This is a genomic window from Pseudomonas parakoreensis, from assembly GCF_021602155.1.
Taxonomy (GTDB): Bacteria; Pseudomonadota; Gammaproteobacteria; order Pseudomonadales; family Pseudomonadaceae; genus Aquipseudomonas; species Aquipseudomonas parakoreensis.
Genome location: NZ_BQHY01000005.1, coordinates 110,979 through 124,827 on the forward strand (window position 1 = coordinate 110,979; position 13,849 = coordinate 124,827).

At 60.3% G+C, this 13,849-nt stretch carries 13 protein-coding genes; 5 read left to right on the forward strand and 8 right to left on the reverse strand.

Annotated elements, in window-relative coordinates:
- Positions 1-200: 200 nt before the first annotated feature.
- The 4 genes from L6D63_RS09135 to L6D63_RS09150 all read right to left on the reverse strand — a co-directional run bounded on the left by L6D63_RS09135 (position 201) and on the right by L6D63_RS09150 (position 4,457).
- Complete coding sequence (locus L6D63_RS09135; protein WP_041068421.1) at positions 201-2,252, reverse strand: putative bifunctional diguanylate cyclase/phosphodiesterase; 2,052 nt, start codon at positions 2,250-2,252, stop codon at positions 201-203.
- A 421-nt stretch (positions 2,253-2,673) separates the two neighbouring features.
- Positions 2,674-3,270: a superoxide dismutase gene (locus L6D63_RS09140; protein WP_003227660.1), complete on the reverse strand. Its 597-nt coding sequence runs from the start codon at positions 3,268-3,270 to the stop codon at positions 2,674-2,676.
- Between the two features lie 176 nt (positions 3,271-3,446).
- A complete protein-coding gene (locus tag L6D63_RS09145) occupies positions 3,447-4,049 on the reverse strand; it encodes a LysE/ArgO family amino acid transporter (RefSeq protein WP_047296156.1) in 603 nt (200 codons plus the stop codon).
- Positions 4,050-4,055: 6 nt separating this feature from the next.
- Positions 4,056-4,457, reverse strand: a complete 402-nt coding sequence (locus tag L6D63_RS09150; RefSeq protein ID WP_041068425.1) for an ACT domain-containing protein — start codon at positions 4,455-4,457, stop codon at positions 4,056-4,058.
- A 96-nt stretch (positions 4,458-4,553) separates the two neighbouring features.
- Here L6D63_RS09150 and L6D63_RS09155 point away from each other — a divergent pair, with 96 nt between their 5' ends.
- The 4 genes from L6D63_RS09155 (at position 4,554) to L6D63_RS09170 (ending at position 8,547) form a co-directional block, all read left to right on the forward strand.
- Positions 4,554-5,447 carry a LysR family transcriptional regulator ArgP gene (locus L6D63_RS09155; RefSeq protein ID WP_041068427.1) on the forward strand — a complete coding sequence of 298 codons (894 nt, stop codon included), beginning with the start codon at positions 4,554-4,556 and terminating at the stop codon, positions 5,445-5,447.
- A gap of 53 nt (positions 5,448-5,500) precedes the next feature.
- A complete protein-coding gene (locus L6D63_RS09160) occupies positions 5,501-6,493 on the forward strand; it encodes an NAD-dependent epimerase/dehydratase family protein (RefSeq protein WP_131671123.1) in 993 nt (330 codons plus the stop codon).
- A gap of 116 nt (positions 6,494-6,609) precedes the next feature.
- A complete protein-coding gene (locus L6D63_RS09165) occupies positions 6,610-7,464 on the forward strand; it encodes an ATPase (protein ID WP_131671124.1) in 855 nt (284 codons plus the stop codon).
- Between the two features lie 234 nt (positions 7,465-7,698).
- Positions 7,699-8,547 (forward strand): cache domain-containing protein, encoded by an 849-nt coding sequence (locus L6D63_RS09170; protein WP_131671125.1) that lies wholly within the window; start codon positions 7,699-7,701, stop codon positions 8,545-8,547.
- A gap of 83 nt (positions 8,548-8,630) precedes the next feature.
- Here L6D63_RS09170 and L6D63_RS09175 read toward each other — a convergent pair whose 3' ends face one another.
- Together L6D63_RS09175 and pobA are read right to left on the reverse strand one after the other, a co-directional pair.
- Entirely contained in the window at positions 8,631-10,148 is a 1,518-nt protein-coding gene (locus L6D63_RS09175) for an MDR family MFS transporter (RefSeq protein WP_131671126.1), read from the reverse strand.
- Between the two features lie 79 nt (positions 10,149-10,227).
- Positions 10,228-11,412: a 4-hydroxybenzoate 3-monooxygenase gene (gene pobA, locus L6D63_RS09180; RefSeq protein WP_179295016.1), complete on the reverse strand. Its 1,185-nt coding sequence runs from the start codon at positions 11,410-11,412 to the stop codon at positions 10,228-10,230.
- Between the two features lie 187 nt (positions 11,413-11,599).
- On the opposite strand from pobA, the gene L6D63_RS09185 reads away from it, so the two are divergent.
- Entirely contained in the window at positions 11,600-12,484 is an 885-nt protein-coding gene (locus L6D63_RS09185) for a helix-turn-helix domain-containing protein (protein ID WP_041068438.1), read from the forward strand.
- Positions 12,485-12,617: 133 nt separating this feature from the next.
- Here the strand turns inward: L6D63_RS09185 and L6D63_RS09190 are convergent, their stop codons facing one another.
- Positions 12,618-12,794 (reverse strand): hypothetical protein, encoded by a 177-nt coding sequence (locus tag L6D63_RS09190; RefSeq protein ID WP_174376820.1) that lies wholly within the window; start codon positions 12,792-12,794, stop codon positions 12,618-12,620.
- Between the two features lie 140 nt (positions 12,795-12,934).
- Complete coding sequence (locus L6D63_RS09195) at positions 12,935-13,840, reverse strand: LysR family transcriptional regulator (RefSeq protein WP_236170312.1); 906 nt, start codon at positions 13,838-13,840, stop codon at positions 12,935-12,937.
- Positions 13,841-13,849 lie beyond the last annotated feature (9 nt).

The window sequence follows — 13,849 nt, forward strand, 5'->3', positions numbered from 1 at the left end:
GACAGGGCGCGGGGGTGCGCAAAGCTGCGACATAATGCAAATCTTTCGCATTATGTGTAAAGGGTTGTGGCTGGAAATATTTCTTATTTACGCCGGTGTGATGGCGCAGATCAAAAGATCGCAGCCTCGTTTCACTCGACAGCTCCTACAGGGGAAATGCGATCCCTGTAGGCGCTGCCGCAGGCTGCGATCTTTTGACTTTATAAAATAGCCGCGTTGCTGCGTTGGGCTTGCTTGAGGTAGGCGGTCAGCTCCCGGGCCGGCAGCGGCTTGCTGTAGTGGTAACCCTGACCTTCGTGACAGCCTTCGGAGATGATGTAGGACTCTTGCTCGGCGGTTTCCACGCCTTCGGCGATCACCTGCATGCCCAGGCTCTTGCCCAGCTGGATGATGGCGCGAACGATGGTCGCATCGTCGTCGTCATCCAGCAGGTCCTGAACGAAGCTCTTGTCGATCTTGATCTTGTCCAGCGGCAGGCTTTTCAGGTAACTCAGCGATGAATAGCCGGTGCCGAAGTCGTCGATGGCAATCAGCGCCCCGGAGCGGCGCAGGCTCAGCAGGTGTTGGGCGGCGGTGCTGATGTCTTCCATCAGGCCGGTTTCGGTGACCTCCAGCTCCAGGCTGCGCGGTGGCAGGCGGTAGATCTGCAGCAGGTTGTTGACCACCCGCGGCAGTTCGGCGTGGTGCAGTTGCACGGTGGACAGGTTGACCGCCATGCGCAGGTCGACGAAGCCCTGATCGTGCCATTCCCGAAGTTGTTTGCAGGCCTGATCGAGCACCCATTCGCCGATGGCGATGATGGTGCCGTTCTGCTCGGCCAGCGGGATGAACAGGTCCGGCGGCACCAGACCATGCTCCGGATGCTGCCAGCGAATCAGTGCTTCGACCCCGACCACGCGGTGATCGCGGTAGCTGATCTGCGGCTGATAGACGAGGTAGAACTGGTCGCGAATCAGCGCGTCACGCAGGTCTTTTTCCAGTTCGCGACGGCGGCGCATCTCGCTGTCGACGCTGGCGATGTAGAACTGATAGCGATTGCGCGAGCGGGTCTTCGCCAGCGTCATGGTCTGCTCGGCTTTCTGCAACAGTTTCTCGGTGCTGTCGCCGTCTTCGGGGAACAGGGTAATGCCGATGGTCGCGCGCAGTCGGATCTGCTGATGATCGAGGTCAAACGCCGCTTCCAGATCATCGAGGATGCTTTGCGCCAGTTCTGCCGCCTCATAAGGCTGCTCGATATCGGCCTGCACCAGGGCAAACTGGTCGCCACCCAGACGAGCAAGGGCGCCAAGGCGACCGCTGTGGGCGCGCAGGCGATCGGCCAGTGCCAGCAGCAACTGGTCGCCGGTCTGATAGCTGAACTGCTCGTTGATCCCTTTGAAATCATCCAGCCCCACGCACAGCACCGCGACCCGGCGTTGCAGCTTGCCGGCGTCCACCAGAATCTTGTCCAGTTGCTGCTGCAATTGCTGGCGGTTCGGCAGGCCGGTGAGGAAGTCGTACTGGGCCATGCGCAGCAGGCTGTTTTCCGCTTCGTGGCGCAGGTGGGTGTTACGCTCGATGGACTCGAGCAACTGGTTGGCGGTGTTGATCCAGATCCCCAGTTCGTTTTTCTCGTGGCCCTTGAGCTGCGGAATCTTGTGCTCGCTGGGTCGATCGGGATTGATTTCAGTGAGGTGCTCGATGATCCGCGACAGCGGCTTGGTCAGCAGCCAGTGATAGACCAGATACAGCACCAGGCCCATGGCCAGGGCGCGCAGTACGCCGGAAATGAAAATGATCACCGAACTGACGATGAAACTCTCGCCATAGGTGGCGGTGTCGAGGGTGATGCTCAGGTCGCCGTAGTATTCGCTGTAGGGGCCACGACCGACCAGTTGGGTGGTGAAGGTGCGTTCCTGGCCGAGGATCAGATCGGTCAGCCAGCGGCTGTTGGAGTGCTGCAACTCACGGGATTTTTGCGCGAGCATCGCTTCGTTCGGATGGCCGATGGAGGCCTGGCGCACGGCGTCGTCCTGGAACAGGCCTTCGATCACCTGCATGCCCATTTCCCGGTCCAGGCTGTAGACCGCCTGAGTCGAGGGATCACGGAACATGTCGAGGATGCGCTGCGCGTCGCCGGCCACCGCCTGGCGGGTTTTATAGGCATCGAAAACAATCTGGGCGCAGCTCAAGACCACGCCGACGATCAATGCCGAAAGGAGCACGACCCGGAGCAACTTCACCGACAAGCTGTTCTTGAGTTCCAGCTTCAAAGGGTTATTCCTTGTTCCGTGCGGGTAGCGTCAAGTTGCCATGAGTATTGGCAATCCCGTGTTGGCAGTCAAAGGGACAATCAAGCCCAAGGATATTTGCCTGTGGCGTTGGCCGAAATGCTGCTGTCTGGAGTGTCAGCTCTATTTGTACTGTGTCGGTAGTTTCGGCCCTCAACTTGAGCGGTGCGGGACAATTTTTCCTCTGTTTGATGTTAGTCCGATGTGCTGCCCCGGCAAGCCGCCGCAGACAACGGTTATCGTGAGAAAAACGCTATTCCCTGTAGGAGCTGCCGCAGGCTGCGATCTTTTGATCTTGCTTTAAAAAATCAAAGTCAAAAGATCGCAGCCTGCGGCAGCTCCTACACAAAGCAAAGGCATAAAAAAACCCGGCAATAGCCGGGTTTTTTGACTGGCGCGCAGCTTAAGCGGTGAAGGTTTTGCCTTCGAACTGCTCGGCAACGAACTTCCAGTTGACCAGGTTCCAGAACGCTTCAACGTACTTCGGACGCAGGTTGCGGTAGTCGATGTAGTAAGCGTGTTCCCAGACGTCGCAGGTCAGCAGCGGGGTGTCGCCGCTGGTCAGCGGGTTACCGGCGCCGATGGTGCTGGCCAGGGCCAGGGAACCGTCAGCCTTCTTCACCAGCCAGCCCCAGCCGGAACCGAAGGTGCCGATCGAGGTTTTGCTGAACTCTTCCTTGAACTTGTCGAACGAACCGAACGCTGCGTTGATGGCTTCAGCCAGCGCGCCGGTTGGTTGACCGCCGGCGTTTGGCGCCAGGCAGTTCCAGTAGAACGTGTGGTTCCAGACCTGAGCGGCGTTGTTGAAGATGCCGCCCGAGGAAGTCTTGACGATCTCTTCCAGGGTCTTGCCTTCGAACTCGGTGCCTGGCACCAGGTTGTTCAGGTTCACGACATAGGTGTTGTGGTGCTTGTCGTGGTGAAATTCCAGGGTTTCCTTGGAAATGTGCGGCTGCAGGGCATCGTGTGCGTAAGGCAGCGGCGGCAATTCGAAAGCCATGATGATTCTCCTAATCAGGTCTGTTGCGGTGAGCGCAAGGCCGATCACGGGCGGCCAGAAATGCACCGACGAGTTTTTACTCTTTGCGGCGCAGGGTTCGGATCATAGCACCGGGGTCAAGGCTTAACCACGCAACAACTGTGTGGGATAGAGGTTCCAGAGCCTTTTGGAATAAATCACGAGGCCAGGATCAACTGACCGGCTACGGTGAACATCATCACTGCCACGAGAAGATCGAGAATCCGCCAGGTACTCGGCCTTGCCAGCCACGGCGCGAGCCATGCGGCACCGAGGGCGAGGGTGAAAAACCACAGCAGCGAAGCACTTGCCGCACCCACGACATAAGCCCCCGGCACCGATTGCTGCGCCCCCAGCGAGCCGATCAGCAACACCGTGTCCAGATAAACGTGCGGGTTGAGCAGCGTCACCGCCAGCGCGCTGAGCATCACCGCGCGCAACGAGCGCACGGTGTGGTTTTCACCCTGATCCAGACTCTGTTTCGAGAACGCCCGGCGCAGCGCCTGGCTGCCGTACCAGATCAGAAAGACGGCGCCGCCCCAGCGCGCCACCGCGAGCAACGTCGGGTTCTGCGCCAACACAGTGGCCAAGCCAAACACCCCGGCCGCCACCAGCAGCGCATCGCAGGCCACACACAGCGCCGCCACCGGCAGGTGATGTTCGCGGCGCAGGCTCTGAGCCAATACGAAAGCATTCTGGGTGCCGATCGCCATGATCAGCCCCAGGGCCACCAATAGCCCGTTCACATAGCTTTGCCACATCAATAATTACTCCGCATTGGCTGCGAGATCGCGCAGCACGTGCATGGCGCGTTCGGCGTCGGCCTGACCGACAAACAAATGATCGTGGTAGTAACCGGCGATCACGTTGCAACTGATCCCGGCCTTACCCAGTGCGCTGGCGAACGCAGCGGTCAGGCCAACGGCTTCCAGTGCCGAATGCACGTTGAGGGTGATCCACGCCGCGACATAATCGAAACTGAACCCGGCGCGTTCAGCCTGGGAACGCTCGAGAATCACGGTCAGGCCTTCCTGCTCGCGGAAGCTGCCGACAATTTCCAGACCATTGGGCAACGGCGCGTCGCGCAGGGTGCAGAACACGTATTCGCCGGCATTGAGCTGCGGGCTCATGCTGCGCAGCAGAGTCGTGAGAGAGGTTTCGCCAGCCATTGCCGTGTTCCTTGATCAAGAGTGCTTGCTGGCTATTCTCCGGTCGAAAGCTGTATAAGAAAAACCAATAGTGCTGATCGCTCATTAGGAAAACTGATGTTCGACTATAAATTGCTTTCCGCGTTGGCCGCCGTGGTCGAGCAGGCCGGATTCGAACGTGCCGCGCAGGTGCTGGGCCTGTCGCAATCGGCGATCTCGCAGCGGATCAAACTGCTGGAAGCGCGGGTTGGCCAACCGGTGCTGGTGCGCGGTACGCCGCCGTCGCCGACCGAGATTGGCCGGCGCCTGCTCAACCATGTGCAGCAGGTGCGCCTGCTTGAGCGGGACTTGCAGACCCTGGTCCCCGCACTCGACGAAGAGGGGCTGCCGGAACGTTTGCGCATCGCCCTCAACGCCGACAGCCTCGCGACCTGGTGGGCCGAAGCGGTGGGCGATTTTTGCGCCGAGCAGCATTTATTGCTGGATCTGGTAGTGGAAGATCAGACCGTCGGCCTCAAGCGCATGCGGGCCGGGGAAGTGGCGGCATGTGTCTGTGCCAGCGAACGCCCGGTGGCCGGTGCGCGCAGCGTGTTGCTCGGGGCGATGCGCTATCGGGCGCTGGCCAGTCCGGCATTCATCGAGCGGCATTTCCCCGACGGGGTACGCGCCGAACAGCTGCCGCGCACCCCGGCGCTGGTGTTTGGCCCGGACGATTTCCTCCAGCATCGCTATCTCGCATCGCTGGGTGTCGATGGCGGATTCGAGCACCATTTGTGTCCGTCCTCCGAAGGGTTTGTGCGCCTGACCGAAGCCGGGTTCGGCTGGGGACTGGTGCCGGAACTGCAAGTGCGCGAGCAACTGCAACGCGGTGTATTGCGCGAACTGTTGCCAGATAAACCGATCGATGTGCCGTTGTACTGGCATCATTGGCGCAATGGCGGTCAGCTGCTGGCCTTGCTGACCGAACAATTGCTACGTTCTTCATCGCGCTGGCTGGTGCCCTTGGGCTGATGATCAGCGTCAAGACAGACGTATCAGGTAAACGAAAGTCATCGGAGCGTTACATGAAAATTCTGGTCACCGGCGCAAGCGGCTTCATAGGCGGGCGCTTTGCGCGTTTCGCCCTGGAGCAAGGCCTGGACGTGCGGGTCAACGGTCGCCGGGCCGAAAGCGTCGAGCATCTGGTGCGCCGTGGCGCCGAGTTCGTCCCGGGCGATCTCACCGATGCGGACTTGGTGCGCGAACTCTGCGCCGACGTCGAAGCCGTGGTGCACTGCGCCGGTGCCGTCGGCTTGTGGGGACGCTATCAGGACTTTCATCAGGGCAACGTGCAGGTCACTGAAAACGTCGTCGAAGCCTGTCTCAAACAACGCGTGCGGCGCCTGGTGCATCTGTCGTCGCCGTCGATCTATTTCGATGGCCGCGATCACCTCGGTCTGACCGAAGAACAATTGCCCAAGCGTTTCAAACATCACTACGCGGCGACCAAATACCTGGCCGAACAAAAGGTCTTCGGTGCGCAGGAGTTCGGTCTGGAAACCATCGCCCTGCGTCCGCGCTTTGTCACGGGTGCCGGCGACATGAGCATCTTCCCGCGCCTGCTGAACATGCAGCGCAAGGGCCGTCTGGCGATCATTGGCGACGGTCTGAACAAAGTCGATTTCACCAGTGTGCAGAACCTCAACGAAGCGCTGCTCAGCAGCTTGCTGGCGGCCGGCTCCGCGCTGGGCAAGGCCTACAACATCAGCAATGGCGCGCCGGTACCGTTGTGGGATGTGGTCAATTACGTGATGCGCAAGATGGAAGTGCCGCAGGTCACCAAATACCGTTCGTACGGCCTGGCCTACAGCGTTGCTGCGCTCAATGAAGGCGTGTGCAAACTCTGGCCGGGCCGTCCGGAGCCGACCCTGTCGCGGCTGGGCATGCAGGTCATGAAGAAAAATTTCACCCTCGACATCAGCCGCGCCCGGCATTATCTGGACTACGATCCGAAAATCAGCCTGTGGTCGGCCCTCGACGAGTTCTGTGGCTGGTGGAAAGCCCAGGACATCCGTTGATACAAGTCGCCCGGCCGGCAATGAACCGCACTGCCGCTTGAGGGTCAATCCCTGCGGCTGCGGTGGTTATACTTCGCAGCATTTAGCCATCACCGCGTTCCACAAAGGTTGCCTCAATGTCCATGCGTAACGATGCCAACGACGATTTCGACGATGTACCGAGCCTGCGGGCCGACACCTTTGACGACGATGACATTCCGCCCAGCGCCCGCACCTCCGTGCACTCGCGCACACCGCCGGTGGTCAAGGTCAAGGCTGCGAGTACCGGGCCGCTGTGGGCACTGGTCGGCGCGTTGTTCTTCGCCTTCATCGGTCTGGCCTGGTGGAGCTTTCAGCAGATTTCGCTGATGGAGCAGCAATTGGTCGCGACCCAGGAAAGCTTTGCACGCATCAGCGAGGAAGCTGCAGGGCGCCTGCAGGACATTTCCGGCAAAGTCGTCGCCAGCCAGAGCAACGTCAACAGCGACAGCGAAGCCTTGAAGCTGCAGATCAAACAGCTGGAAACCCAGTTGCTGGATCAGAGCAAACAGCAGCAAGGCGTGGTCGGTCAGGCCAGCGATCTGGACAAGCGTCTGGCGCAGATGACCGCGCAGACCACCGAACAACAGAACGCCAATACCCAGTTGCAGGCTCAGGTCAAAGCCTTGAGTGCCGAACTGGCGACCCTGAAAAGCGCCCCGGCCGACACCGGCAAGGTCGATGCGCAGCTCAAGAGTTATGACGCTCAACTGAAAAGCCTCAGCGCTGATATCACGGCACTGAAGAAGCAGGGCAATTCGAACGCGGCGATCGAGCGTCTGGAGCAGGAAATTGTCGTCCTCAAGAGTGAACAGGACAATCGCCCGGCCGCTGCGCAGGGTGGCGGCAATACCGCCGAGTTCGACGCATTTCGTGGCCAGATGACCCGCAACCTCAACACCCTGCAGGCGCAGATCCAGAACCTGCAACAGCAGATCAATGCCCGGCCGTAGGGCCTGAGTCAGGATATCTTGTGGCGAGGGAGCTTGCTCCCGCTGGAGTGCGAAGCGCTCCCCTGCTTTCGTTCAGGTAGAGCGCATTTGCGGGTTTTGCGACTGCTTCGCAGCCGAGCGGGAGCAAGCTCCCTCGCCACAGGAAATGCGGCAACTTCTGGATTCATCTTCGACCTCCGTCCGAGCCCAATCCGTCTACGCTCTTGAAACACCAACAAGAACGAGGGATGCGTTATGGGGTTTCTGCATAAAGTGGCGTGGCTCGGGGTGATGCTTTTTGTGGGGGCAGGGCAAGTCAACGCTGCCGCCACGCAAAAGGACGACAGCAAGGCCGCCATCGCTTTGCTGGAAAAGGCCCTGGCCTATTACCACGACAACGGCGACAAGGCCTTCGCCGCGTTCAGCCGTCAGGGCGAGTTCGTCGACAAGGATCGCTACGTGTTCGTGGTCGACACCAAGGGTGTGATGCTCGCCAGCGGCGGGCCCTCTTCAGCCTTGATCGGCCGTGACGTCAGCGAGGTGCTCGCGCCGGACTTGCAGAAAGCCTTCAAGGACGCCCTGCTGGTGCCGGAAGGCAACGGCATTCAACAGGCCGAGTACCGCTGGCAGAACTGGTCCGACGGCAAGGTCGAGCGCAAGCATGTCTACTACCAGCGCATCGGCCAGCGGATTCTCGCGGTTGGCTATTATTTGCCGCGTGCTTCAGCCGAGCAGGCCAAGGCACTTCTCGACAAGGCTGCAACCGATCTGGGGAAAAACGAGAAGGGCACGCTGACCGCCATCAACTCGCTCAAGGGCGGTTATCTGCAGGATGATTTGTATGTGTTCGTGGTCGATCTGGACACCCAGCGCTACGTTGCCCACGGCACCAACCTGCGCCTGATCAACACCGACTTCAGCAAGATCAAGGACCCGGAAGGCAAGCCGGTGGGCGAGCCGATGCTGGCGCTGATCGCCAAGCAGGATGACGGTGAATACGAATACCGCTGGAAAAACCCGGTGACCGGCAAGGTCGAGGACAAGCATGCGTACTTGAAGAAGGTCGGGCATTTTCTGGTGGCGGTGGGTTACTACAGCCCCTGAAAATCAAAAGATCGCAGCCTTCGGCAGCTCCTACATGGGAATGCATCTCTGTAGGAGCTGCCGCAGGCTGCGATCTTTTGCTGTTATTTGGCGCCGTGCTCGCGCCCGCGCAGCAGGTTGTTCGGCATCGCAATCGCCGCCGCCAGCCCCAGCAGCGACACCGCCGTACTCACCCAAAGCAGATGCCGGAACGTCACCGAAAGCTCGGCGCGCAGGGCGGTTTGCGCGTCGCCCGGTGCGGCGTTCAGGCCGTCGAGCAGCACGTTGCCCGAATGGCCCTCGCTGAGCAGCGAGTTGCTCGCCAGATGGGCGAAACTCGAATCCTGCAACAACGCCAGCAACAACGCCGACATCAAGGCCACCCCCACCGCACCGCCCAGCGAGCGGAACAGATTGGTAGTGCTGGTGGCGACGCCGATGTCGCGCTGATCCACCGAGTTCTGTGTGCCCACCAATGAAGTCGGGAACTGCATGCCGCCGGCAATCCCGCTGAGCAGCATGAACAGACTGCTGACCAGCGTCGCATCCGGTGGGCTGAACGCCATGCCGAGAATCGAAATCGGCATCAGGATCGCACCCGTCAGAATCTGAGGTTTGTAACGACCAGTCACCGAGGTGCGACGTCCGGCGAAATAGGCGCCTATCGGCAGGCCCATCGCCAGCGGCAGCAAGTGCAACGCCGCCGCATCGGCACCGGCTCCAGTGACGCTCTGAAAGCGCAGCGGCATCAGCACGATCAGCGAGATCGCCTGAAAACTGGTGAAGAAAATCGTGCACCAGCACAGCAACGCGTTGCGGTTGGTGAACAAATGCATCGGCAGCAGCGGCTCGCGCGCCCGGCGTTCATGCCAGACGAACACCGCCAGCACCAGCACCGCACAGGCGAACAAGCCAAGCACTTCGCTGCTGCGCCACGAATGGCCCTGACCGACCTGAGTGATGGCCAGCAGCAACGCGGTCAAACCGATGATCATCAACAGCGTGCCGAGGTAGTCGATGATCGGTTTGCGCTGCGGAATCGGCAGCCCGCGCAGGTTGCGATTGGCCACCCACCAGGCGCCCAGCCCCAGCGGCAGGTTGATCAGGAATACCCAGCGCCACGACAGGTATTCGGTCATGTAGCCGCCGAGCACCGGCCCGGCGACGCTGGCCACCGCATACATGCTGCTGAAGTAACCCTGATAGCGCCCGCGTTCGCGGGGCGGAACGATGTCGCCAATGATCGCCTGACTCACCGAAATCATCCCGCCGGCGCCGATGCCCTGGAGAATCCGCGCCAGCACCAGTTGCTCCATGCTCTGCGCCATGCCGCAAAACAACGAGGCGAGGGTGAACAGGCCCATGCCGAACAGCATCAATTTGCGCCGTCCGTACAGGTCGCCGAGCTTGCCGTAGATCGGCACGGCCACGGTCATTGCCACCATGTACCCGGAAATCACCCAGGCCAACAGGCTGACGTCCTTGAACTGTGCGGAGATGGCGGGCATCGAGACGGCGACGATGGTCTGGTCCAATGCCCCGAGAAAGATCGCCAGCATCAGCGCGACCAGCACGCTGCGAATGGCCGGTTTGGGAGTTTCAGGCTGGTGAAGATTGGTCACGGGCGGAACCTGCGGGCAGTGAGAATCCCGCAGGCCATCGAGCGAGCGGGGATGCTCGCCAGTGTAAGTCGATAGGAAGCTATTCGATAGCCTCATAAGGAAGCCCGACGTAATTTTCTGCAATGGTTTTCCGACCCGCTTCTGAACTGACGAAATAGTCCAGTTCCGAGGCGCTGATCCGTTGGCTGAAAGCATCATGCTCGTCGAAGCGGTGCAGCATCGAGGTCATCCACCAGGAAAACCGTTCGGCCTTCCAGACCCGGCGCAGGCAGATTTCCGAGTATTTCTCCAACAGATCCGTGCGCCCTTCGCGATAAACCTTCAGCAGGATATTGAACAGCGTACTGACATCGCTGGCGGCCAGGTTCAGGCCCTTGGCGCCGGTGGGCGGCACAATGTGCGCGGCATCGCCGAGCAGAAACATCCGTCCGTACTGCATCGGCTCAACGACAAAGCTGCGCAGCGGCGCGATGCTTTTTTCAATCGACGGGCCGGTGACCAGTTTTTCGGCAAGCGCGGCGGGCAGACGGGTTTTCAGCTCAGCCCAAAAGCGCTCGTCGGACCAGTCCGCGACGTTTTCTTCCGCCGGCACTTGCAGGTAATAACGGGTACGGGTGGCCGAACGCATGCTACACAGGGCGAAGCCGCGTTCGTGACGGGCGTAGACCAGTTCTTCGTGCACTGGCGGGGTGTCGGCGAGAATTCCCAGCCAGCCGAACGGGTAGACCCGTTCGAAAACCTTCAGGCAGTCTTCGGGAATCGACTGCCGGGCCACGCCGTGGAAGCCATCGCAACCGGCGATGTAATCGCAATCGACGCGCCAGGTTTCACCGTCCTTTTCGAAGGTGACAAACGCTTCGTCGCTTTTCATGCCGTGAGGAACGACATGGCTCGCCTCGTAAATCGTCGACGCACCGGCCTCCCGACGAGCGGCCATCAGGTCGCGCGTGACCTCGGTCTGGCCGTAGACCATCACGGTTTTGCCACCGGTCAGACCCTGCAGATCGATGTGGGCCAGACGCCCATCCAGGGCCAGATCGAAACCGCCGTGCACCAGTCCTTCGGCGTCCATGCGCTGGCCGACTCCGGCCTGGCGCAACAGCTCTACCATGCCTTGTTCGAGCACGCCGGCGCGAATCCGCCCGAGGACATAGTCGGGCGTCTGGCGTTCAAGAATCAGGGTGTCGATGCCGGCGTTGTGCAGCAACTGACCGAGGAGCAATCCGGAGGGACCGGCGCCAATGATGGCGACTTGGGTTTTCAGCGTTTTCATTGTTTTTATGACTCGCAAGCTTCACGCGACAGCAGCCGGTGAATGATTTTTATGGATCGAGTGCTTGCATTTTTCCCTTGCGGGTCTGTCAATTGAAGGTGAAAACTGAGCCGATACCTGTACATTCTGCCAATCGGTGCGATTATCGCCCGCAAACCTCGAGGCCTGGATTGAAGTGATGAACAAGCCTGACCTGCCTTCGATTCCGGTGTTCAAGCTCTACGGTGAAAGCCTGGACTGGCCGACCCCTGACTTGCTGCACTGTGAAACCATTTCCAAACGCAGCCGCGAACATCAATGGGAAATCAAACCCCACCGCCACGCCGATTTGTGCCAGTTACTCTTCGTTTTCAAAGGTCAGGCAGAGCTTGAAATCGAAGGTCAACGCACGCAGCTCAACGAACCCGCAATTCAAGTCCTGCCCCCGTTGTCGGTGCATGGCTTTCGTTTTTCCGAGGACGTCGAAGGTTTCGTCGTTACCCTCGCCAATCCGTTGATCAACCACCTGCAGGCGCAACTGGGCAATTCGGTGCATGCTCTGGCGCAGGCCGAGCACTATCCGGCGGGCAAGGATGCGGAATACCTGCACAGTCTGTTTTCAGCATTGCAGGCCGAGTACAACGGCCATCAACCCGCGCGGGAAATGCTCATGCATTCGCTGGTCAGCGTGATCATGGTCTGGGTCAGCCGTCAGGCGATCGTGCGCCATAACGCCAGTCAGCGCCCACAACGCCAGCGCGAATACCTCAATGGGTTCATTCAATTGGTGGAGGAGACGTACCGCCAGCATGTGAAGGTCGAAGACCTGGCGCATCGCCTGGGGATTTCGGTGTCACACCTCAACGGTACTTGCCGGGAGCTGGCAGGGCAGCCAGCGCTGCAGATCATGCACGAACGCCAGTTACTGGAAGCCAAACGTTTGCTGACCTACACCAGCATGACCATTTACGAGATGTCGGAGCTGTTGGGGTTTTCCGATCCGACCAACTTCACGCGCCTGTTCCGGCGCAGGGTGGGGATTTCGCCAAAGGCGTTTCGCGACCGGCTGAAGGCCGAGCAGTGATCGGGTAAAACACCACCGCCCCCTGTGGGAGCTGGCTTGCCAGCGATTGCGTCCTGTCAGTCAGCACTGAAGGCGTCTGGGCCACCGTCATCGCTGGCAAGCCAAGCCCCCACAGGGTTGATAGCAAGCCGAATCAGCGCAATGCGTTCAGCGTCGCATTGTGCGGAATACAACGCTCGAAATTGCAGCTCGCATAATCGCGGGGCAGTTGTCGCAGTTGCTCGACCCGCCAGGCCGCAGTGCCGTATAACGCCAGCGTGGCGGCGCAGGTGATGAAGATCGCGAAGTACCTTCTTGTTCTGATGTTCATGGCGTAGACCTCTGAACGCATACCCTGCGGTATTACTTTCAGCATAGAACAAGATCAAAAGATCGCAGCCTGCGGCAGCTCCTACATTTGGAAAGCATTTCCTCTATAGGAGCTGCCGCAGGCTGCGATCTTTTGCTTTTCTACAACCCCACATCCCACTCTGGATGCTCGGGAAACCGTTGCACCAGAAAATCCAGCATGCTGCGCAGCGCCGCCGGCATGTGTTTGCGTGAGGCGTACACCGCGTAAATGTTCATCTGCCGTGGTTCGGCATCCGGCAGCAGACGCACCAGTTCTCCGGCATGCATATGTACCCCGGCCTGATAGGTCGGCAGCATCGCCACGCCCGCACCGGCCAGGGTCGCGCGCAACAGGGTGCTGGCTTCGTTGGCGCTGATGTTGCCTTGTACCGGCACCGACACCGGTTCGCCGTCCTCTTCGAAATGCCACAGGCTCTTGCCGAAATACGAATGCGTCAGGCAGTTGTGCCGGCTCAGGTCCTCGACCCGCTGCGGCGGCGGGTTGTCGCGCAAGTAGGCGGGCGCGGCGCAGACCACCGAACGGCATACGGTCAGGCGGCGGGCGATCAGGTTCGGGTCCAGGTCATTGCTGGTGCGGATCGCCAGATCGATGCGTTCATCCACCAGATTCACCGTGCGGTCGAGCATTTGCAGATCGATGCTGACCCCGGGGTAGCGCTTGACGTACGCCGCCATGGCATCGGCCAGTTGTGCCTGGCCAAACGAGGTGCTGACACTGATGCGCAGCAGTCCGCGCGGCGCATCGTGGGGTTCGCTGACAGCGGCCTGCATATCGCTTGAGAGTTCGAGCATCTGTCGGCAGCGCGGCAGGATTTCGCTGCCGGCGGCGGTCAGGCTCAATTTGCGTGTGGTGCGGTGCATCAGGCGCGCGCCGACCCAGTCTTCCAGCTCCGCCAGATAGCGCGACACCACCGGCCGCGACAGCTCCAGATGATCGGCCGCCGCCGACTGGCTGCCCAGATCCACTACGGTGACAAACACGCGCATTGCTTGAAGACGATCCATGATTTGCCC

Bases quoted from the DNA above. Each gene is read 5' to 3' on its own strand.
- L6D63_RS09170 (WP_131671125.1), top strand. From the start codon at position 7,699: ATGGGGTTTCTGCATAAAGTGGCGTGGCTCGGGGTGATGCTTTTTGTG.
- L6D63_RS09140 (WP_003227660.1), bottom strand. From the start codon at position 3,270: ATGGCTTTCGAATTGCCGCCGCTGCCTTACGCACACGATGCCCTGCAG.
- L6D63_RS09195 (WP_236170312.1), bottom strand. From the start codon at position 13,840: ATGGATCGTCTTCAAGCAATGCGCGTGTTTGTCACCGTAGTGGATCTG.
- L6D63_RS09155 (WP_041068427.1), top strand. From the start codon at position 4,554: ATGTTCGACTATAAATTGCTTTCCGCGTTGGCCGCCGTGGTCGAGCAG.
- L6D63_RS09190 (WP_174376820.1), bottom strand. From the start codon at position 12,794: ATGAACATCAGAACAAGAAGGTACTTCGCGATCTTCATCACCTGCGCC.
- L6D63_RS09145 (WP_047296156.1), bottom strand. From the start codon at position 4,049: ATGTGGCAAAGCTATGTGAACGGGCTATTGGTGGCCCTGGGGCTGATC.
- L6D63_RS09150 (WP_041068425.1), bottom strand. From the start codon at position 4,457: ATGGCTGGCGAAACCTCTCTCACGACTCTGCTGCGCAGCATGAGCCCG.
- L6D63_RS09165 (WP_131671124.1), top strand. From the start codon at position 6,610: ATGTCCATGCGTAACGATGCCAACGACGATTTCGACGATGTACCGAGC.
- L6D63_RS09185 (WP_041068438.1), top strand. From the start codon at position 11,600: ATGAACAAGCCTGACCTGCCTTCGATTCCGGTGTTCAAGCTCTACGGT.
- L6D63_RS09160 (WP_131671123.1), top strand. From the start codon at position 5,501: ATGAAAATTCTGGTCACCGGCGCAAGCGGCTTCATAGGCGGGCGCTTT.